Raw genomic sequence first — 19,993 nt, 5'->3', positions numbered from 1 at the left:
TCAACGGCCGGACGTAATGCTCAGCCCTTTGAGCAGGCTCAGGGCCTGGGCCAATTGGTAGTCATCATCCTGCGGCATGGCTTTAGGCTTGGCGCCCGAGCCGGTCGGTTTGTCGGCGCCGCCGTTGCCGTTACCCAAGTGACCTTGCAGGTCGGCTTCTTTGAAGTAATCGCCGTCCGCCTCGTTGGTGATCTTCGCTTTGCGCACTTCGATGTCCGGGACGATGCCCTGCGCCTGAATCGAGCGGCCGTTCGGCGTGAAGTACAGCGCGGTGGTGATCTTCAGCGCGCGGTCGTTGTTCAGCGGCAGCACGGTTTGTACCGAGCCCTTGCCGAAACTGGTGGTGCCCATGACCACGGCGCGTTTCTGATCCTGCAAGGCGCCGGCGACGATTTCCGAGGCCGAGGCGCTGCCACCGTTGATCAACACCACCATTGGCACCGCTTCGCTTTCGTCTTTGCCGGTGGCGGAGAAGCGCAGTTCGGAGTTGGCGATGCGACCCTTGGTGTAAACGATCAGGCCTTTGGTGATGAAGTGGTCGACCACTTCCACCGCTGCCTGCAACACGCCGCCGGGGTTGTTACGCAGGTCGAGAATGATGCCGTTGAGCTTCTTGCCGTTGTCCTTGCGCAGCTTGGCCAGAGCCTTGGAGACCTCTTCGCCGGTCTTGACCTGGAACTGGGTGATGCGGATGTACGCATAGCCGGTTTCCAGCAACTGCGCCTTGACGCTCTTCACCTGAATCACTGCACGCGCCAGGGTCACGTCGAACGGCGTGCCGCCATCGCGCACCAGGGTCAGGGTGATTTTCTGGCCGATCTTGCCGCGCATTTTGTCGACGGCTTCGGTCATGGTCTGGCCGCGAGTCGGCTGGCCGTTGATCTTGACGATGAAGTCACCGGCCTGAATGCCGGCCTTCGATGCCGGGGTGTCGTCGATTGGCGAGACGACTTTGATGAAGCCGTCTTCAGCGCCGACTTCGATACCCAGCCCGCCGAACTCACCGCTGGTGCTTTCCTGCAGTTCGGTAAAGTCCTCTGGGCCGAGGTAGGCCGAGTGCGGATCAAGGTTGCTGAGCATGCCCTTGATCGCGTTTTCCAGCAGGGTTTTGTCGTCCACCGGCTCGACGTAAGCGGCTTTGATCCGATCCATGACCTCGGCAAAGGTGCGCAACTCTTCCAGCGGCAACGGCGCCTTGGAGGTCGCGGCTGTGCCTGCCGGAGCGACGGCCGGAGCCGGTTGAGCGGCGAACGCCAGAGGCGCGCCGATCACCAGGGCGATCGTCAGGGCCAGCGAGGTAAGACGGGACAAATGCAGCATGTCGAACGAACTCCTAATGTAGGTGACTCAACGCCTATCCTTGCGCGCGGCACCATTGCGCCGGATCACTCGGGTGACCCTGCTGACGAATTGCGAAATACAGCGCCGATGTGTCCTGACCGCCACTGTTACCGACAGTGGAAATCGACTCACCGGCTTTGACCACGTCACCTGCTGACTTGAGCAGCGTCTGGTTGTGGCCGTAAAGACTCAAAAAACCGTTGCCGTGATCGAGGATCACCAGCAGCCCGGCGCCACGCAACCAGTCGGCGAACACCACGCGCCCGCCGTGCACGGCATGCACCTGGCTGCCGGCGGCGGCGCTGATCATTACGCCATCCCACTTGGTACGGGCGTCGTCGCCACGGCTTTCACCGAAGCGCGCCAGTAGTCGACCATCAACCGGCCAAGGAAGTTTTCCCCGGGTTGCAGCAAAAGCGCCACCGAAGGTCTCGCCGCTGCTGGAAACCAGCGCGCCGGGCGTCGATTTGGCGGGTTTTCGTGGGGCGTCGGTGTTTTCCGCCTGCGCCTCACGCAAGCGCTTTTTTTCCGCTTCCTGCTGGGCGATCAGCGCTTTCTGCCGCGCTTCTTCTGCCTCACGGGCCTGACGGGCCAGGGTTTCTTCAATGGTTTTAAGGACTTTAGACAGGTCTGCCTGATCCTGCTCGCGTGCGGCGAGTTTCTGATCGCGGGCCTTTACGTCGTCATTGAGCTTGGCGAGCACCTGCTGACGTTCCTTGCGGACTTTCTCCAGTTCGTCGCGCTGGGTGTCGAGGCTGCTTTTCTGCACCAGCAATTGCGCCTGTTGCGCGGCGATGTCCTGTTCGACATTGGCCAGTTGGCGCAGGGTTTCGTTGAAGTTCTTCAACTGCTCCAGGCGGGCCTGGCTCAGGTAATCGTAATAGGTGAGGGTGCGGGCGAATTTCTCGGGATTCTGCTGGTTGAGCAGCAGCTTGAGGTACTCCTGCCGACCGTTCTGATAAGCCGCACGGGCCTGAATGGCGATCAGTCGTTGCTGTTCAGTGCGCGCGCTCTGGAGTTTTTTTTTCTCTGCATCGAGTCGCTGCAGCTCGGATTCGCTTTTCTGCAGTTCTTTCTGCAGCGCATCGACCTGCTTCTGCAGCTTGCCCAGCTCGGTTTCCGTGCCCTTGAGCTCTTTCTGCACGCCGGATTTTTCTTCCTGGACTTTGCCCAGCAGCTTTTTCAGCTCGGCAATGTCCTGACGCGTGGCGTCCAACTGCTGTTGGGTTTGCGCGCGCTCGTCAGCGAAGGCCGGTTGGAGCAGGCAGGTCAGAGCGAGGGCGATCAGGACGCGAAGCATAGGGGCGGGCGGCACCAGGGTAAGGGACGGCCTAGTATGCCCGCCCGAGGCTGCAAAAAAAACGCCCAATTGGGGCTGTGTGATAACTGGCCTGAAAAACACTCCAAAACCAATGTGGGAGCGAGCCTGCTCGCGAAAGCAGTGTGTCAGGCGACATCGCTGTCGACTGATCCACCGTATTCGCGAGCAGGCTCGCTCCCACAAGGTTAGGTGTGGTTTACACCAGGATGGAAGTGCCGGTCATCTCCGCCGGTTTTTCCAGACCCAGCAGCTTCAGCATGGTCGGTGCCACATCCGCCAGCACGCCGCCTTCACGCACTTTCAGATCACGCTTGCCGACATAAATGAACGGCACCGGCTCGGTGGTGTGCGCGGTGTGCGCCTGGTGGGTTTCTTCGTCGGCCATTTTTTCGACGTTGCCGTGGTCAGCCGTGATCAGCGCTTCACCGCCGACCTTTTCCAGTGCTTCAACGATGCGACCGACGCAAGTGTCGAGGCATTCAACCGCTTTCACCGCCGCGTCGAACACACCGCTGTGGCCGACCATGTCGCCGTTGGCGTAGTTGACCACGATCACGTCGAAACGCTGGTTTTCGATGGCTTCAACGATGCGGTCGGTGACCTCCGGCGCGCTCATTTCCGGCTGCAAGTCGTAAGTGGCGACTTTCGGCGACGGGATCAGAATGCGCTCTTCGCCCGGGAACGGCTCTTCACGACCACCGGAGAAGAAGAAGGTCACGTGCGCGTATTTCTCGGTTTCAGCGATGCGCAGCTGGGTTTTGCCATTCTTCGCCAAGTAATCGCCCAGCACGTTTTCCAGGCTGCCCGCGGCGAATGCCGACGGTGCCGGGATGCTTGCCGCGTATTGGGTCAGCATGACGAACCCGGCCAGTTTCGGCTGGCGTGCGCGCTCGAAGTCCTTGAAATCGTCTTCGACGAATACGCGGGTCAGCTCGCGGGCCCGGTCGGCGCGGAAGTTCATGAACACCACAGCATCGCCGTCTTCAACTTTCACCGGCTCACCAATGGTCGTGGCTTTGACGAATTCGTCGCTCTCGCCGCGAGCGTAAGCCGCTTCGAGACCTTCCTGCGCGGTGGCGGCGTTGAATTCGCTGTTGCCGTCGACGATCAGGTTGTAGGCCTGAGCGACGCGATCCCAGCGGTTGTCACGATCCATTGCGAAGTAGCGGCCGATGATGCTGGCGATGCGGCCCTTGCCCAGTGCCTGGAAGGTTGCATCGAGCAATTCGATCGACGACGCAGCGCTTTTCGGCGGCGTATCGCGGCCATCAAGGAAAGCGTGCAGGTAGATTTTTTCAGCGCCGCGCTTGAAGGCCAGTTCGGCCATGGCGATCAGGTGATCCTGGTGGCTGTGCACGCCGCCATCGGAGAGCAGACCCATGAAGTGCACGGCTTTACCGGCGGCCACGGCTTTATCCACAGCGGCGCAGATGGTCGGGTTCTCGAAGAATTCGCCGTCGCGGATCGACTTGGTCACGCGGGTGAAGTCCTGATACACCACGCGGCCGGCGCCGAGGTTCATGTGGCCGACTTCGGAGTTGCCCATCTGGCCGTCCGGCAGACCGACGTCCATGCCGCTGCCCGAGATCAAGCCGTTTGGCACGGTGGCCCACAGGCGATCAAGGACGGGCTTCTTCGCCGCAAAAACGGCGTTGGATTCGGGGCTTTCGCTGTGACCGAAGCCGTCGAGAATCATCAGGACCAAAGGTTTAGGCGTGGTAGTCATGGAATCCACTCGTGGCTAATAAAGAAGAGGGCGATGGAAAAGGGAGTTGGAGTTTAAAGCTAAGTTCCGACCGCGTCACCGCCGGACGGGGTTTGGCCGACCATAGTGGCTGTGTATACTGGCCGACATTTTAACGCCCTGGAACCTCCTTCGATGGTTGCTCACCTGATTGAATTTGCCACTAACCACTACATTCTTGTCGGTATCTTCGTCGTACTGCTGGCTCTGCTGCTGGCGCACACGATGCAGGGCGGCGGTAAAAGCCTGAGCACCGGCGAACTGACTGCGCTGGTCAATAAAGACGCAGGCGTGGTGGTGGACATCCGTCCGGCCAAGGATTTCGCTGCCGGCCACATCGTTGGCGCGATCAACATTCCCCAGGACAAACTGGCTGCGCGCACCGCCGAGCTGGAAAAGCACAAGACCAAGACCATCATTCTGGTCGACGCCCTGGGCCAGACCGCCGGCACTCACGCCCGCGAACTGATGAAATCCGGCTTTACCGCCGCCAAGCTGTCCGGCGGGATCTCCAGCTGGAAAGGCGACAACCTGCCGCTGGTGAAATAAATGAGCGAAGTCATCGTCTACTCCAGCGACTACTGCCCTTATTGCTCCCGAGCCAAGTATTTGCTCGAGAACAAAGGCGTGGCCTTCAAAGAGATCAAGGTCGATGGCAAGCCGCAGGTGCGCGCCGAAATGGCCCAGAAAGCGGGGCGCACGTCCGTTCCGCAGATCTGGATCGGCAGCAAGCACATCGGCGGTTGTGATGATTTATTTGCCCTGGAGCGCGCCGGCAAACTCGACGCGCTGCTCAAGGCCTGAACGGCTGCACCCACGTACAGCACTCCCTAAAAGACCCAAGATCAGAAAGGATCTGAGATGACTGACCAACAGAACACTGCAGCCAGCGAAGAAGAAACCGCACCGCAATTCTCCTTGCAGCGCATCTATGTACGCGACCTGTCCTTCGAAGCCCCGAAAAGCCCGGCGATCTTCCGCCAGCAGTGGGATCCGGCGGTCGGTCTGGATCTGAACACTCGTCAGAAAGCGCTGGAAGGTGATTTCTACGAAGTCGTGCTGACCCTGTCCGTCACCGTGAAAAACGGTGAAGAAGTTGCTTTCATCGCTGAAGTGCAACAGGCCGGTATCTTCCTGATCAAGAACCTCGACGCGGCTTCGATGAGCCACACCCTGGGTGCGTTCTGCCCGAACATCCTGTTTCCGTACGCCCGCGAAACCCTGGATAGCCTGGTCACCCGTGGTTCGTTCCCGGCCCTGATGCTGGCTCCGGTGAACTTCGACGCCCTGTACGCGCAAGAGCTGCAGCGCATGCAGGAAAGCGGCGAGACGCCAACCGTTCAGTAAACGGTCTGGGCTACAAAGAAAAAAAGCGCCGTAACAGGCGCTTTTTTCTTGGGCTGAAATACTCGTCTCATGTAGGAGCTGCCGCAGGCTGCGATCTTTTGATCTTGATCTTGAAAAGCAGGATCAAAAGATCGCAGCCTTCGGCAGCTCCTACAGTGGAGTCAGGAACTGCGGTTTTGTGGTGTTATTTAAAGTCGTTCTGGCGCCAGGCTTCGTACACGGCGACCGCCACGGTGTTGGACAGGTTCAGGCTACGGCAGCCTTCACGCATCGGCAGACGCAGGCGCTGATCCGGCGCAAGGGCGTCGAGCACTTCCGGCGGCAAGCCACGGCTTTCCGGGCCGAAGATGAACGCATCACCCGGGACAAACGCCGCATCATGAAACGGCCGCGAGCCCTTGGTGGTGAACGCATACACCCGAGGGTTGCCGATGCTCTCCAGGCAACTGGCGAGGTCGGCATGGCGCTGCAGCGTGGCATATTCGTGGTAGTCGAGACCGGCACGGCGCAAGCGCTTGTCGTCCATCTCGAAGCCCAGCGGTTCGATCAAATGCAGGTGGCAGCCGCTGTTGGCGCACAGCCTGATAACGTTGCCGGTATTCGGCGGAATTTCTGGTTGAAAAAGGATGACGTGAAACATGCACGGCTCCGAAGGTAAAGATGACGCGCATTCTACGCCGCAAGCAGACCGGCGTTCGAAACTATTCCCGCGAGTGATCGGTTCGCTGGCGATTGTCGGCATGATGATCGGCTTGATGATTGGTCGTCTGACCACGCCGGATCCCAGTGTGCTGCAGCAAGTCGAAGTGACTGACGGCGGTTTGGTGGTGTGGTTCAACAATGAGCCGAAGCTGCACGGTGAGATCATCGATGGCACCGTGGCGCTGCTGTTTCAGGCCGAAGGACGGGCGCAGAAAGGCCAGCTCAAGCTCAACGGTAAGGACGTGAACTGGCGGACGCGAGCGAGTGACGGAGGGTTGTTGCTGACGGTGCTGGCGGCGCGGCCGCTGCAAGGAGACTGGGCCGGCAGCAAGGTCGATGACCGCTGGCGGCTGGAGATCCATCTCCGCGAGTAATAAAAGCGGGAATCCCTGACCTGCCTGTATCAGGGTTCCCAAAACGGGGTGGACTTCGCGTATCGCGTCGGTCCGGTATAAAGAGGGAACCCCCGGCCTGCCTGTACCAAGGATCCCAAAAGGGTGGGCGCATCGCGTGGCGATCTGCGCCCGGTGTAAAGAGGGGAATCCCCGGCCTGCCTGTACCAAGGTCCCCGAAACGGGTGGTGAAACGAATCACCTGTAAGAGGTATTGCAGGGCGCGTGCCAGGTTTTAATTTGTTGAAACAAAAAAGCTGAGCAGAAACGCGAAAGCCCCGGGATTCGGGGCTTTCGTGTTTTTGGATGGTGAGTTTTCTGGTGTTTTCCGACGCGATTGGGGTGATACGGCTGTGCGCGATCAGAGGTCATCGTGCATCCATGCGGTGCACGGTGGCCCTAAAAGCTTCGCGAGCAGGCTCGCTCCCACAGTTGGAATGCAATCCCCTGTGGGAGCGAGCCTGCTCGCGAATGGATGTGACTGTCAGCGAAGATTCAAAGGCTGATCAGCCCTCATCCCCCTCATCCTCATCCGCCCCATCAACCTTCATCCCCAATTCCTTGATCTTGCGCGTCAGGGTATTACGCCCCCAACCCAACAACACCGCCGCATCACGCCGACGTCCGGCCGTGTGCTTCAGCGCCGTATCGATCATGATTCGCTCAAACGCCGGCACCGCGCTGTCGAGCAAACTCGACTGGCCGCGCGCCAAGGCTTGGTCGGCCCACTGGCGCAGCGCCTGCTCCCAATTGGTCACTGGCGCCGAATCCTGCGGCAGGTTCAGCAGTTCCGGCGGCAGGTCGCTGATGTGCACTTCGCGTCCGGACGCCATCACCGTGATCCAGCGGCAGGTGTTCTCCAGCTGACGCACGTTGCCGCCCCACGGCAGGTTTTTCAGGTATTCCTCGGTCTCGCTTTTCAGCAGCTTCGGCTCGACCGCCAGTTCTTGCGCGGCGCGGCTGAGGAAGTGTTTGGCCAGGGTCGGAATGTCTTCACGACGATCCGACAGGCGCGGGATGTGGATGCGGATCACGTTGAGGCGATGGAACAAGTCTTCACGGAATTTGCCGGCGTGCACCAGGGTTTCCAGATTCTGGTGCGTCGCGGCGATGATGCGCACATCGACCTTGACCGGCACATGCCCGCCAACGCGATAGAACTCGCCGTCGGCCAGAACCCGCAGCAAACGGGTTTGCGTATCCGCCGGCATGTCGCCGATTTCATCGAGGAACAGCGTGCCACCGTCAGCCTGTTCAAAGCGGCCGCGACGCAAATTCGCCGCACCGGTGAAGGCGCCTTTCTCGTGACCGAACAGCTCGGACTCCATCAGATCCTTGGGGATCGCCGCCATGTTCAGCGCGATAAACGGCGAGGCCGCGCGCGGGCTGTGGCGGTGCAGGGCGTGGGCGACCAGTTCTTTACCAGTGCCTGATTCGCCGTTGATCAGCACGGTGATGTTGGAGTGGCTCAAGCGCCCGATGGCGCGAAACACTTCCTGCATCGCCGGCGCTTCGCCGATGATTTCCGGGGTGCGGGTCAGCGCCGGTACGACTTCCAGGCCTTGCTGTTCTTGCGCATGCTGGTTGGCACGTTTGACCAGCGACACCGCTTCATCAACGTCGAACGGCTTCGGCAGGTACTCGAACGCGCCGCCCTGATACGAGGCGACAGCGCTGTCCAGATCGGAGTGAGCGGTCATGATGATGACCGGCAACCGTGGGTGCTGCTCGCGAATCCGCGCCAACAGATCCAGACCGCTGGCACCCGGCATACGGATGTCGGAAATGATCACGTCAGGCTGCTGACGGGCCAGCCGACTCATCACGCCATCGGCGCTGTCGAAGCTCTGGGTGGTCATGCCTTCCTGCTGCAAGGCCTTTTCCAGAACCCAACGGATAGAACGGTCGTCATCGACGATCCACACGGTTTCACTACGGCTCATGTCGATGTGGCTCCTTGTTCCAGTGGCAGAAAGATCGAGAAGGTGGTGTGGCCTGGATGGCTGTCACACTCGATCAGGCCCTGGTGCTGGCTGATGATGTTCTGGGTAATGGCCAGGCCGAGTCCGGTACCGTCCGGGCGTCCGCTGACCATGGGAAAGAAAATGGTTTCTTGAAGTTCCGCAGGGATCCCCGGGCCGTTGTCGATGATCTCGATTTTGGTCACCAGACGATGGCGGACGTGGCCGATGGTGAACTGGCGCATGGCGCGGGTGCGCAGGCTGATGCGGCCCAGACGCAGCTCGTTCTGGCTGCTGATTGCCTGCATGGCATTGCGCACGATATTCAGCACCGCCTGAATCATTTGTTCGCGGTCGATCAGCACGTCGGGAATGCTTGGGTCGTAATCACGCACCAAGGTGATGCAGCCCTGACTTTCCGCTTCGACCAGATGGCAAACGCGTTCCAGCACTTCGTGAATGTTGCACATCGCCAGCGACGGCAACTTGTTCGAGCCGAGCATGCGGTCGACCAGATTGCGCAGGCGATCGGCCTCTTCAATGATCACGTTGGTGTAATCGCGCAGGCTTTCTTCCGGCAGTTCGCGGGCGAGCAATTGCGCGGCGCCACGGATGCCGCCCAGCGGATTCTTGATTTCGTGGGCGAGGCCGCGCACCAGCATTTTGCTGGTTTCCTGTTTGGAAATTTGCGCCTCTTCCTTGGTGATCCGCAGCAAGCGATCACGCGGATGCACTTCCAGCAGGAGCATGGTCGCGCCGTTGCTGAGGATCGGCGTCACCGCGTAATCCACGGTCAGCGTCTGGCCGGTGAGGGCGGTGAGCATCGCTTCGCGCTTGGTGAACGGATGCGCCTGCTCTACCGCTTGGCGCAACGAATTCAGCGCTTCGGTGGATTCTGTGAACAGCTCGCTGATGAATTGCCCATGGCTACGCTGCCCGCTGATGGCGAGCAGCATCTCCGCCGCCGGGTTCATGTACTCGAGGCGCAATTCGGCGTCGAGCAGGATGGTGGCGGTGGTCAGGTTGTCGAGCAGCAAACGGTGGATTGCGTCGCTAATAGTCATCGGAGCCTCTTTTGGGGGCGGAGCGTGCGCAACAAGCAAGCGTCGGTATCGGCAAAATGCAAAAAACAAACCAAGGCTCTGAAAAGAAGCGCTTAACCCCTGAAACAGGCGTTTGACGCTCGTTTACGTGGCACTGGGCCAGCTCTCGCGGGTAGTTTCGAACCAAAATGGGTTGGAATGTGAGTACGGTGCAGGCTATTGCACCAATATAGTGCGCAAAGCTGAGCGGCGTTAGAAGAAACGCAGGAAGGGGTTTTTCGGCTCGGGCGGTTTGTCTTTCAAGGGGCATTCCGGACGTACGCCGTAGTCGTCGGCGACGCAGGGTTTGACCTGGCGTTTCTGCGCGAGGGAAATGCGCAACATGTGGAACGGCTGGTTGGCGGTGCGTTCGACGGTGCGGCCCTCCAAATCGAGGATTTCAACCGAGAGATTGTGGCTGCCGCGATCAATGTTGTTCAGCGGGAACACAGGGCTCAGGCCGGGTTCGCCGGTGGACTGGCCGTCCAGTAATAGGCGATAGCGGTGACCACGTTGCAGGCCGGGTTCGCTGGTGACGCTGACGATGATTTCGCCGGCGCTGCTGCGAATCGTCGCATCGGGTTCGGGCACCAGAATGCGCAGCATGTCGTAGTGGAAGGGTGGTTGTTCCGGGGATTTTTTTGCGGTGGTGATCGGTGCGGCAGCGGTTGGATTGGCGGACATGCGATTGCTGGTCGCGATCGGTACGCGCTTGGCGTTGCTGCGCGGTTGATCGGTGTAGACGCGGTTACCTTGCGAATCAATGTAAGTGAACACCTCGGCTGAGGCCTGCAGTGTCACCAGCGCCATCGCGACGATCAGCCACGTGCGGATCATGGCGTGTGCACCCGTTGTACGCTGAGGGCGACTGGCGGGCTCTGTTGAATGATCGTCTGACCGTCGATGACCTGCACGGCGAGGCGATGCTCGCCGCGATCGACGTTGACCAATTGCAGGATCGGCACATTGCTTGGCTGGCCGTAGGGTTCGTCATCGAGTACCAGCCTTAATTGATGCGGCGGTTGCAGCCGTGGCTTGATCAGCACGTTGACGGTGAAGGTGCCGTTGTTCGCGCGCAGGGCTTCTTCGGTGGGCAGCCCGGCGAGTTCGAGGATGTCGTAGGCGTTGCGCTGAGGTTCACGGTTGTCGCTGACGGGCGCAGAGGGTGCGCTCGGCGCTTGCGGCTCGACGCGATTGAGCGGCGGCAACTCCACGGGCTGCGCCTGTACGCCGTCCGGCGAGTGATCGCTGTAGACCGTGTTGCCGTTGGCATCGGTGTACTTGTAGATCTGCGCGGCGGCGGGCAGGGCGATCAACAATAGAATGTAGAGAAAGGTGCGACCCATGAAATCGACCGGGATTGAAAGCGATGGGGTGCAGCATAGGTCAGGGTGGGCGAGAGGCCCAAGCTGTTAACAATTGGAATTGAAAAACAAAGTCAAAAGATCGCAGCCTTCGGCAGCTCCTACAGGGATCGATGTAGGAGCTGCCGAAGGCTGCGATCTTTTGATCTGCAATAAAAAAGGCCTCCCGAAGGAGGCCTCTTTCACTCACGCCACGGAACGCGGCGCTACCGGATCAGCAGCTGTAGTACAGCTCATATTCCAGTGGGTGTACGAAGGTGCGAACCTTGATTTCTTCTTCCGATTTCAGCGCGATGTAAGCGTCGATGAAGTCGTCGGAGAATACGCCGCCCTTGGTCAGGAACGCGCGGCCCTTGTCCAGCTCTTCCAGGGCTTCTTTCAGGCTGCCGCAAACTTGTGGGATCTCTTTCGCCTCTTCAGGCGGCAGGTCGTACAGGTTTTTGTCAGCAGCGTCGCCAGGGTGGATCTTGTTCTGGATACCGTCCAGACCAGCCATCAGCAGTGCTGCGAAGGCCAGGTACGGGTTGGCAGCCGGATCCGGGAAGCGGGCTTCGATACGGCGGGCTTTCGGGCTCGACACGTAAGGAATACGGATCGAAGCGGAACGGTTGCGAGCCGAGTAGGCCAGCATGACCGGAGCTTCGAAGCCTGGTACCAGACGCTTGTACGAGTTGGTCGCCGGGTTGGTGAAGCCGTTCAGGGCCTTACCGTGTTTGATGATGCCGCCGATGAAGTACAGAGCGGTATCGGACAGGCCGGCATAGCCTTCACCTGCGAAGGTGTTTTTGCCGTCTTTCCAGATCGACATGTGTACGTGCATGCCCGAACCGTTGTCGCCGTACAGTGGCTTCGGCATGAAGGTCGCGGTGCGGCCGTAAGCGTCAGCAACGTTGTGTACAACGTACTTGAGGGTTTGGGTTTCGTCGGCTTTCTTCACCAGGGTGTTGAACTTGACGCCGATTTCGTTCTGGCCGGCAGTCGCCACTTCGTGGTGGTGAACTTCAACGGTCAGGCCCATTTCTTCCAGTGCGTTGCACATGGAGGTACGGATTTCGTGGTCGTGGTCGAACGGTGGAACAGGGAAGTAGCCGCCTTTGACGCCTGGACGGTGACCCTTGTTGCCGCCTTCGATGTCCTGGTCGGACATCCACGAACCTTGCTCGGAGTAGATCTTGAACATCGAGCCGGAAATGTCCGACTTGAATTTCACCGAGTCAAAGATGAAGAATTCTGGCTCTGGACCGGCGAATACGGTGTCACCGATACCGGTGGCTTTCAGGTGTTCTTCGGCGCGCTTGGCGATCGCACGTGGGTCGCGGTCGTAGCCTTGCATGCTCGAAGGTTCGATGATGTCGCACACCAGGATCAGGGTGGCGTCTTCGGTGAACGGGTCGAGAACGGCAGTTTCGTCAACCGGCATCAGGATCATGTCGGAGGCTTCGATGCCTTTCCAGCCAGCGATGGAGGAGCCGTCGAACATTTTGCCGACTTCGAAGAAGTCGTCGTCCAAAGCATCGCGAGCCGGCATGGTCACGTGGTGCTGAGTACCTTTGGTGTCCGTGAAGCGCAGATCAATCCACTTGACGTCATGATCTTTGATGAGTTGAACCGTCTTCGACATATGTCCTCCGGGTGGCTTCGGGCTTGGTAGTGGATGCCCTTAAATGTGGGTGATGCCGGCGCGAATACTCTGCCAAGGCAACCTGCCTCACAAGGGAGCAAATTGCATGCCAGTGCCCCAGCATGGGTTTTTTGCCCCAAATTCACGCTTATTAAGGTGCAAAGCGTCTTAATGCTGCAAATCTCGCCCCCTAATGTAGCGTCCTTAATCGAAAATGACCCGTTTTGGTGCAGACAAAACCTTCTGCACATTAACTGGTTAAACCTTGAGCAATTTCCGCTATAATCCGCGCCCCCCTTTTTCGGCTGGCCGTTCGCGCGCTGTTTTCATGAAACTAATCGTAAAAGTCTTCCCCGAGATCACCATCAAAAGCCGACCTGTCCGGACGAAATTCATCCGCCAGTTGGCCAAGAACATCCGCACCGTGCTCCGCGACCTGGACCCGGCCGTGGTGGTGAACGGTGTGTGGGACAATCTCGAGCTGGACACCCGCATTACCGACGCCAAAGCCTTGAAAGAGATGGGTGAGCGCCTGACCTGCATGCCGGGCATCGCGCACTTTCTGCAGATCGACGAGTACCCGCTGGGCGACTTCGACGACATCACCGAGAAGTGCAAAGAGCACTACGGCGATGCGCTGGCCGGGAAGATCTTTTCGGTGCGTTGCAAGCGTGCCGGCAAGCACGCGTTCAGCTCGATGGACGTCGAAAAATACGTCGGCAGCAAGCTGCGTCGTGAGTGCGGTGCTGCCGGGATTGACCTGAAATCGCCGGAAATCGAAGTCCGTATCGAAGTTCGCGACAAACGGTTGTTTGTGATTCACAGCCAGCACAACGGCATCGGCGGTTACCCGCTCGGCGCCTTGGAGCAGACGCTGGTATTGATGTCCGGCGGCTTTGACTCGACCGTTGCGGCCTACCAGATCATTCGTCGCGGCCTGATGACCCACTTCTGTTTCTTCAATCTGGGCGGTCGCGCCCATGAATTGGGCGTTATGGAAGTCGCGCATTTCATCTGGAAGAAGTACGGCAGCTCGCAACGCGTGCTATTTGTCAGTGTTCCGTTCGAAGAAGTTCTCGGCGAAATTCTCGGCAAAGTCGATAACAGTCATATGGGCGTCGTATTGAAGCGTATGATGTTGCGCGCGGCGTCCAACATCGCTGACCGCCTGCAGATCGAAGCGCTGGTCACCGGCGAAGCGATCTCCCAGGTGTCGAGCCAGACGTTGCCGAACCTGTCGGTGATCGACTGCGTGACCGACAAGCTTGTCCTGCGCCCGCTGATCGTGGCGCACAAGCAGGACATCATCGACACGGCCAATGAAATCGGCACCGCCGATTTCGCCCGGCACATGCCGGAATACTGCGGGGTCATTTCGGTCAACCCGAAGACCGCCGCCAAACGCGGTCGCGTTGAGCACGAAGAGAAAGAATTCGACATGGCGGTGCTCGAGCGTGCGCTCGAAAACGCCAAACTGGTGCCGATCGATCGCGTGATCGACGAATTGGGCCAGGACGTACAGATTGAAGAAGTCAGCGAAGCACTGGCCGGCCAGATCGTGATCGACATCCGTCACCCGGATGCCGCCGAGGATGAGCCGCTGGAACTCGCTGGCGTAGAAGTACAGACGATGCCGTTCTACGCAGTGAACGCTCGTTTCAAGGAGCTGGATCCGACTCGCCAGTACCTGCTGTATTGCGACAAAGGCGTGATGAGTCGCCTGCATGCTCACCATTTGCTCAGTGAGGGGCATGCCAATGTGCGCGTTTATCGACCGAGCTAAGTGCCCGGGGCTGTTTGCCTGTGGCCTGCGTCACCGGCCCCCCGACACCGCCGTCAAGCTGTAACGGCCATGCCGGACACTACTGCTAATCGCTGCCAAGACTTGTCAGCAAACCGAATCCTCTGATCGAGATACACAAGTGATCGAAAATCTACGTAACATCGCCATCATTGCCCACGTTGACCATGGTAAAACCACCCTGGTAGACAAACTCCTGCGTCAATCCGGCACTCTGGAGCGCAACGAGCTCAACGACGAGCGCGTGATGGACTCCAACGACCAGGAAAAAGAGCGCGGTATTACCATTCTGGCGAAAAACACCGCCATCAACTGGAACGGCTACCACATCAACATCGTGGACACCCCGGGCCACGCCGACTTCGGCGGCGAAGTTGAACGCGTAATGTCGATGGTTGACTCCGTTCTGCTGCTGGTTGACGCTCAAGACGGCCCTATGCCGCAAACCCGTTTCGTGACCAAGAAGGCTTTCGAAGCCGGCCTGCGTCCAATCGTGGTCATCAACAAGGTTGACCGTCCAGGCGCGCGTCCGGACTGGGTTCTGGATCAGATCTTCGACCTGTTCGACAACCTCGGTGCTTCCGAAGAACAACTGGACTTCCAGGTTGTTTACGCCTCGGCCCTGAACGGCATTGCCGGTCTGGATCACACCGACATGGCTGAAGACATGACCCCGCTGTACCAAGCGGTTGTCGATCACGTTCCGGCCCCTAAAGTCGACCGTGAAGGCGCGTTCCAGATGCAGATCTCCGCACTGGACTACAACAGCTTCCTGGGTGTTATCGGCGTTGGCCGTATCGCTCGTGGTCGCGTCAAGCCGAACACCCCGGTTGTTGCTATCGGTGCCGACGGCAAGCGTCGCAACGGTCGTATCCTGAAGCTGATGGGTCACCACGGTCTGCACCGTATCGACGTTGAAGAAGCTGCAGCAGGCGACATCGTTTGCATCAGCGGTATGGAATCGCTGTTCATCTCCGACACCCTGTGCGACCCGCTGACTGTTGAGGCGATGAAGCCTCTGACCGTTGACGAGCCAACCGTTTCGATGACCTTCCAGGTAAACGACTCGCCATTCTGCGGTAAAGAAGGCAAGTTCGTGACCTCCCGTAACATCAAGGATCGTCTAGACAAAGAGCTGCTGTACAACGTTGCTCTGCGCGTTGAAGAAGGCGACTCGGCTGACAAGTTCAAGGTTTCCGGCCGTGGTGAGCTGCACCTCTCGGTACTGATCGAAACCATGCGTCGCGAAGGCTTCGAGCTGGCCCTGGGCCGTCCGGAAGTAATCATTCGTGAAGTGAACGGCGTTAAACAAGAACCGTTCGAAAACGTGACCATCGACATCCCTGAAGATTCGCAGGGCAAGGTCATGGAAGAGATGGGTCTGCGTAAAGGCGACCTGACCAACATGGTTCCGGATGGTAAGGGCCGTGTTCGTCTGGAATACAACATCCCTGCTCGCGGTCTGATCGGTTTCCGTAACCAGTTCCTGACCCTGACCAACGGTGCTGGCATCCTGACCTCGATCTTCGATCGTTACGACACCGTCAAGTCGGGCCACATGTCCGGCCGTCAGAACGGCGTTCTGGTTTCGGTTGAAACCGGTAAGGCACTGACCTACTCGCTGGAAACCCTGCAGGCTCGTGGCAAGCTGTTCGTAGAACACGGTCAAGAGATCTACAACGGTCAAATCGTTGGTCAGAACAGCCGTGACAACGACCTGGGCGTTAACCCTACCAAGGGCAAGAAGCTCGACAACATGCGTGCTTCGGGTAAAGACGAAACCATCGCTCTGGTTCCACCAGTGAAGTTCACTCTGGAACAGGCTCTGGAATACATCCAGGAAGACGAGCTGTGCGAAGTAACTCCTAAGTCCATCCGTCTTCGCAAGAAGATCCTGGACGAAAGCGAGCGTACCCGCGCTGCCAAGAAAGCCAAGAACTGAGTCATTAGTTCAGGCTGAATGAAAACGCCCCCGGTCGCGAGACCGGGGGCGTTTTTGTTTGTCCGGGATTTGTGTGGTGTTTGTACTGGCCCCTTCGCGAGCAAGCTTTGCTCCTACGCGGCACGATTCGCCTTTGTAGGAGCAAAGCTTGCTCGCGAAGGCGGCCGATCAGCCGCCGAAAATCTCAGGTCAGATCAAAACTTCTCGATCGCGCGGAAATTCTGCTCGCGCACCACTTCCTTCGGCTTGTACGCGCAATACCCCGGACGTGGCCCGATCTTCGGGTGATTGCGGCAGGTATCCGGCCGCTTGTCATAAATGGTGCACAGGCGGCTCTTACGATCCAGGTAGTAGCAATCGTTGTTGCTCATGCGCTGCAGGGTGAAGATGCCGGACTTCTGATTGAAGCGTTCAACCAGGCCTTCCTTCTGCAAACGCTTGGCGATGTTCTTCGGCGGGTCACCGAGTTCGAACTCGTCGACCACACCGATGCGCACCAGATCCTTGATCTTCACCTCAACCGGCAGCGTGCAGCAGCTGGATATGCAGGAACCGCACATCGGGGCTGAATATTTTGCCCACGTATCGAGACGATCGATCTCGGCGGCGGCAATCAGGTTGGGCTTCATCATCGGGAGTTACCAGGCGTGTGTGCATCAGGGCGCGCGATCATACCGGGACTGGTGGATTTTTGAACAACCTTTCGCCAGATTTTTTCTCGATGCAGGCACATTGCCGGACAATTCGGCACGGCCCCTGCATTCATTAGCCCAGCCGCCAGGGTTATGCCGGGCCATCTCACCGTCTCAGGAAATACTGCCGAACCAGAGCCCTCACCGTCGGTCAGACCGTCTAGGCTCAGACAATTCCCGCTCGCTCGAGGTCCCATTGATGACTCAAGAACCACTAGTTCGCGAAGCAGAGGTGGCCGCATTCCGCGATGCCGTCCTGACCAAACTCACCTACGCGGTGGGCAAAGACCCTGATCACGCCTTCGACCATGACTGGTTCGAAGCCATCGCTTTGGCTGCGCGCGATCACATGGTCGAGCACTGGATGGATCACACCCGGCAGATCTACCGCAAAGGCCAGAAGCGGGTGTATTACCTCTCGCTGGAGTTCCTCATCGGCCGTTTGCTCTACGACAGCCTGAGCAACCTCGGCCTGCTCGACGTTGCCCGTGAAGCGCTGACCGAACTCGGTGTCGACCTCGAACGCATCCGCTTGCTGGAGCCCGATGCCGCGCTCGGTAACGGCGGCCTCGGTCGTCTCGCAGCGTGCTTTATGGAAAGCATGTCGACCCTCGGCATCGCCGGCCACGGTTACGGCATTCGTTATGAACACGGTTTGTTCCGCCAGGCCATCGTCGACGGCTGGCAACAGGAGCAGACCGAGCACTGGCTGGATTTCGGTAACCCGTGGGAGTTCGAGCGGCCAGAGGTCGTCTACTCCATCGGCTTCGGCGGCAGCGTTGAAACCGTCACCGACGTCAGCGGCAAATCCAAACAAGTCTGGTCGCCGGCAGAAACTGTCCGCGCGATCGCTTACGACACGCCGGTGGTCGGCTGGCGCGGGGCAAGCGTTAATACGCTGCGCCTGTGGCGTGCCCGCGCCATGGAAGATTTGCACCTTGAGCGCTTCAACGCCGGTGACCACTTGGGCGCCGTCGCCGAGGTTGCTCGCGCCGAAAGTATCTCGCGCGTGCTCTACCCGGCAGACAGCACCGAAGCAGGGCAAGAGCTGCGCCTGCGTCAGGAATACTTCTTCGTCGCCGCCTCGCTGCAGGATCTGCTGCGCCGCCATCGCAACATGCACACCTCGGTGCTGACCCTGGGTGATCACGCCGCGATCCAGCTCAACGACACCCACCCTTCGATTGCCGTCGCCGAACTGATGCGACAACTGGTCGACGTCTACGACGTGGCGTGGGACGCGGCGTGGCAAGTGACGGTCGATACGCTGTCGTACACCAACCACACGCTGCTGCCGGAAGCGCTGGAAACCTGGCCGGTGGGCCTGATGGAACGCATGCTGCCCCGGCACATGCAGATCATTTACCTGATCAACGCCCAGCACATCGATTCGCTGCGCGCCAAAGGCATTCACGATTTCGACGTGCTCCGCGCCGTGTCGCTGATCGAAGAAGACAACGGTCGCCGCGTGCGCATGGGCAACCTCGCGTTCCTCGGTTCGCACAGCGTCAACGGTGTATCCGGATTGCACACGCAGCTGATGCGTAAAACCGTGTTCGCCGAACTGCACAAGCTCTACCCGGAGCGGATCAACAACAAAACCAACGGCATTACTTTCCGCCGCTGGCTGTATCAGGCCAACTCGGAACTGACTTCGATGCTGGTCGACGCATTGGGCCCGGATCTGCTGGATAACGCGGAAGAGCGCTTGCTCGATCTTGAACCGTTCGCCGAGAAGCCCGCGTTCCGCAAAGCTTTCGCCGAACAGCGCCTGCACAGCAAAAAAGCGCTGGCTTATCTGATTCATGAACGCTTGGGCATTGCCGTCAATCCGGCGGCGATGTTCGACGTGCAGGTCAAACGGATCCACGAATACAAACGCCAGTTGCTCAACCTGCTGCACACCGTGGCGTTGTATCAGGCGATTCGCGCCGAGCCGGAAGTCGACTGGGTGCCACGGGTGAAAATCTTCGCCGGTAAAGCGGCGGCGAGTTATCACCAGGCCAAACTGATCATCAAACTGACCAACGACATCGCCCGGGTAGTGAATAACGATCCGACGGTGCGTGGCCTGCTGAAAGTGGTGTTCCTGCCCAACTACAACGTCAGTCTGGCGGAGAGCATTATTCCGGCGGCGGACTTGTCCGAGCAGATCTCCACTGCAGGTTTCGAGGCGTCGGGCACCAGCAACATGAAGTTCGGCCTCAACGGCGCGCTGACTATCGGCACGCTGGACGGCGCCAACGTGGAAATGTGCGAGCGCATCGGGGCCGAGCACATGTTTATCTTTGGTCTCAGCGCGCAGCAGGTGGAAGCGCGTAAACAGAACCACGAGTTCAGCGCCTTGCCGGACATCGCCGCGTCGCATCGTTTGAACGATGTGTTGCAAGCGATCCGCAGTGGGGTGTTCTCGCCAGACGATACTTCGCGCTACACCGGGTTGATCGACTCGCTGGTGGATTACGACCGCTTTCTGGTCTGCGCTGATTTCGACTCGTACTGGGAAGCGCAGAAACGCGTTGAAGCGCACTGGCACGACAGCAACAACTGGTGGCGTTCGGCGGTGCTCAACACGGCGCGGATGGGCTGGTTCTCGTCAGACCGGACGATTCGTGAGTACGCCACGGAGATCTGGAAAGCGCTGGAGTAACTTTCCGCAACAAATCTACGCAAGTCCCAACGT

General features: G+C 59.1%; 17 protein-coding genes. 7 read left to right on the top strand and 10 right to left on the bottom strand.

What is annotated here, in order from left to right:
- The 3 genes from ACP3TY_RS23830 to gpmI form a co-directional block, all read right to left on the bottom strand.
- Complete coding sequence (locus ACP3TY_RS23830) at positions 1–1,320, bottom strand: S41 family peptidase (RefSeq protein ID WP_053116593.1); 1,320 nt, start codon at positions 1,318–1,320, stop codon at positions 1–3.
- Between the two features lie 34 nt (positions 1,321–1,354).
- Entirely contained in the window at positions 1,355–2,641 is a 1,287-nt protein-coding gene (locus tag ACP3TY_RS23825; RefSeq protein ID WP_053116594.1) for a murein hydrolase activator EnvC family protein, read from the bottom strand.
- 217 nt (positions 2,642–2,858) lie between these two features.
- Positions 2,859–4,388 carry a 2,3-bisphosphoglycerate-independent phosphoglycerate mutase gene (gene gpmI, locus ACP3TY_RS23820; RefSeq protein WP_426618628.1) on the bottom strand — a complete coding sequence of 510 codons (1,530 nt, stop codon included), beginning with the start codon at positions 4,386–4,388 and terminating at the stop codon, positions 2,859–2,861.
- Between the two features lie 153 nt (positions 4,389–4,541).
- Between gpmI and ACP3TY_RS23815 the strand changes: the two genes are divergently transcribed.
- The 3 genes from ACP3TY_RS23815 to secB are packed head-to-tail and all read left to right on the top strand — an operon-like array spanning position 4,542 to position 5,753.
- Positions 4,542–4,955 carry a rhodanese-like domain-containing protein gene (locus ACP3TY_RS23815; protein ID WP_053116596.1) on the top strand — a complete coding sequence of 138 codons (414 nt, stop codon included), beginning with the start codon at positions 4,542–4,544 and terminating at the stop codon, positions 4,953–4,955.
- Positions 4,956–5,210, top strand: coding sequence for a glutaredoxin 3 (gene grxC / locus ACP3TY_RS23810; protein ID WP_007909231.1), 255 nt, complete (start codon positions 4,956–4,958; stop codon positions 5,208–5,210). It begins immediately after the preceding gene.
- A gap of 57 nt (positions 5,211–5,267) precedes the next feature.
- Positions 5,268–5,753, top strand: a complete 486-nt coding sequence (gene secB / locus ACP3TY_RS23805; protein ID WP_016772114.1) for a protein-export chaperone SecB — start codon at positions 5,268–5,270, stop codon at positions 5,751–5,753.
- 184 nt (positions 5,754–5,937) lie between these two features.
- Here the strand turns inward: secB and ACP3TY_RS23800 are convergent, their stop codons facing one another.
- Entirely contained in the window at positions 5,938–6,393 is a 456-nt protein-coding gene (locus ACP3TY_RS23800; RefSeq protein ID WP_282358464.1) for a tRNA (cytidine(34)-2'-O)-methyltransferase, read from the bottom strand.
- Between ACP3TY_RS23800 and ACP3TY_RS23795 the strand changes: the two genes are divergently transcribed.
- Positions 6,392–6,829: a hypothetical protein gene (locus ACP3TY_RS23795; RefSeq protein ID WP_053116598.1), complete on the top strand. Its 438-nt coding sequence runs from the start codon at positions 6,392–6,394 to the stop codon at positions 6,827–6,829. The genes ACP3TY_RS23800 and ACP3TY_RS23795 overlap by 2 nt on opposite strands.
- Positions 6,830–7,353: 524 nt before the next feature.
- On the opposite strand, the gene ntrC is transcribed toward ACP3TY_RS23795, so the two are convergent.
- The 5 genes from ntrC to glnA form a co-directional block, all read right to left on the bottom strand.
- Complete coding sequence (gene ntrC / locus ACP3TY_RS23790; RefSeq protein WP_426618627.1) at positions 7,354–8,790, bottom strand: nitrogen regulation protein NR(I); 1,437 nt, start codon at positions 8,788–8,790, stop codon at positions 7,354–7,356.
- The gene (glnL, locus tag ACP3TY_RS23785; RefSeq protein WP_053116600.1) at positions 8,787–9,872 is read right to left on the bottom strand and encodes a nitrogen regulation protein NR(II); all 1,086 of its coding nucleotides are present in this window, start codon (positions 9,870–9,872) and stop codon (positions 8,787–8,789) included. Before glnL ends, ntrC begins: the two co-directional genes overlap by 4 nt.
- Positions 9,873–10,103: 231 nt before the next feature.
- On the bottom strand, positions 10,104–10,727 hold the full coding sequence (locus tag ACP3TY_RS23780) for a DUF4124 domain-containing protein (protein WP_426618626.1): 624 nt from the start codon (positions 10,725–10,727) through the stop codon (positions 10,104–10,106).
- Positions 10,724–11,236, bottom strand: coding sequence for a DUF4124 domain-containing protein (locus tag ACP3TY_RS23775; protein WP_426618625.1), 513 nt, complete (start codon positions 11,234–11,236; stop codon positions 10,724–10,726). The genes ACP3TY_RS23780 and ACP3TY_RS23775 overlap by 4 nt, the downstream gene beginning before the upstream one ends.
- Before the next feature lie 232 nt (positions 11,237–11,468).
- On the bottom strand, positions 11,469–12,875 hold the full coding sequence (glnA, locus tag ACP3TY_RS23770; protein WP_008080570.1) for a type I glutamate--ammonia ligase: 1,407 nt from the start codon (positions 12,873–12,875) through the stop codon (positions 11,469–11,471).
- Positions 12,876–13,203: 328 nt separating this feature from the next.
- Between glnA and thiI the strand changes: the two genes are divergently transcribed.
- Both thiI and typA read left to right on the top strand, forming a co-directional pair.
- Entirely contained in the window at positions 13,204–14,658 is a 1,455-nt protein-coding gene (thiI, locus tag ACP3TY_RS23765; protein WP_426618624.1) for a tRNA uracil 4-sulfurtransferase ThiI, read from the top strand.
- Positions 14,659–14,797: 139 nt separating this feature from the next.
- Positions 14,798–16,618, top strand: coding sequence for a translational GTPase TypA (typA, locus tag ACP3TY_RS23760; protein WP_053116604.1), 1,821 nt, complete (start codon positions 14,798–14,800; stop codon positions 16,616–16,618).
- A gap of 194 nt (positions 16,619–16,812) precedes the next feature.
- Here typA and ACP3TY_RS23755 read toward each other — a convergent pair whose 3' ends face one another.
- Positions 16,813–17,250: a YkgJ family cysteine cluster protein gene (locus ACP3TY_RS23755; protein WP_008080573.1), complete on the bottom strand. Its 438-nt coding sequence runs from the start codon at positions 17,248–17,250 to the stop codon at positions 16,813–16,815.
- 259 nt (positions 17,251–17,509) lie between these two features.
- On the opposite strand from ACP3TY_RS23755, the gene ACP3TY_RS23750 reads away from it, so the two are divergent.
- Positions 17,510–19,960 (top strand): glycogen/starch/alpha-glucan phosphorylase, encoded by a 2,451-nt coding sequence (locus tag ACP3TY_RS23750; RefSeq protein ID WP_212549948.1) that lies wholly within the window; start codon positions 17,510–17,512, stop codon positions 19,958–19,960.
- Positions 19,961–19,993 lie beyond the last annotated feature (33 nt).

The sequence above is a fragment of the Pseudomonas rustica genome (assembly GCF_049959085.1).
Classification (GTDB): Bacteria; Pseudomonadota; Gammaproteobacteria; order Pseudomonadales; family Pseudomonadaceae; genus Aquipseudomonas; species Aquipseudomonas rustica.
The sequence above is the reverse complement of the archived record's forward strand: the minus strand, read 5'-3'. Positions and strand labels throughout refer to the sequence as shown.

Bases quoted from the DNA above. Each gene is read 5' to 3' on its own strand.
- ACP3TY_RS23830 (WP_053116593.1), bottom strand. From the start codon at position 1,320: ATGCTGCATTTGTCCCGTCTTACCTCGCTGGCCCTGACGATCGCCCTG.
- ACP3TY_RS23825 (WP_053116594.1), bottom strand. From the start codon at position 2,641: ATGCTTCGCGTCCTGATCGCCCTCGCTCTGACCTGCCTGCTCCAACCG.
- gpmI (WP_426618628.1), bottom strand. From the start codon at position 4,388: ATGACTACCACGCCTAAACCTTTGGTCCTGATGATTCTCGACGGCTTC.
- ACP3TY_RS23815 (WP_053116596.1), top strand. From the start codon at position 4,542: ATGGTTGCTCACCTGATTGAATTTGCCACTAACCACTACATTCTTGTC.
- grxC (WP_007909231.1), top strand. From the start codon at position 4,956: ATGAGCGAAGTCATCGTCTACTCCAGCGACTACTGCCCTTATTGCTCC.
- secB (WP_016772114.1), top strand. From the start codon at position 5,268: ATGACTGACCAACAGAACACTGCAGCCAGCGAAGAAGAAACCGCACCG.
- ACP3TY_RS23795 (WP_053116598.1), top strand. From the start codon at position 6,392: ATGCACGGCTCCGAAGGTAAAGATGACGCGCATTCTACGCCGCAAGCA.
- ACP3TY_RS23800 (WP_282358464.1), bottom strand. From the start codon at position 6,393: ATGTTTCACGTCATCCTTTTTCAACCAGAAATTCCGCCGAATACCGGC.
- ntrC (WP_426618627.1), bottom strand. From the start codon at position 8,790: ATGAGCCGTAGTGAAACCGTGTGGATCGTCGATGACGACCGTTCTATC.
- glnL (WP_053116600.1), bottom strand. From the start codon at position 9,872: ATGACTATTAGCGACGCAATCCACCGTTTGCTGCTCGACAACCTGACC.
- ACP3TY_RS23780 (WP_426618626.1), bottom strand. From the start codon at position 10,727: ATGATCCGCACGTGGCTGATCGTCGCGATGGCGCTGGTGACACTGCAG.
- ACP3TY_RS23775 (WP_426618625.1), bottom strand. From the start codon at position 11,236: ATGGGTCGCACCTTTCTCTACATTCTATTGTTGATCGCCCTGCCCGCC.
- glnA (WP_008080570.1), bottom strand. From the start codon at position 12,875: ATGTCGAAGACGGTTCAACTCATCAAAGATCATGACGTCAAGTGGATT.
- thiI (WP_426618624.1), top strand. From the start codon at position 13,204: ATGAAACTAATCGTAAAAGTCTTCCCCGAGATCACCATCAAAAGCCGA.
- ACP3TY_RS23755 (WP_008080573.1), bottom strand. From the start codon at position 17,250: ATGATGAAGCCCAACCTGATTGCCGCCGCCGAGATCGATCGTCTCGAT.
- ACP3TY_RS23750 (WP_212549948.1), top strand. From the start codon at position 17,510: ATGACTCAAGAACCACTAGTTCGCGAAGCAGAGGTGGCCGCATTCCGC.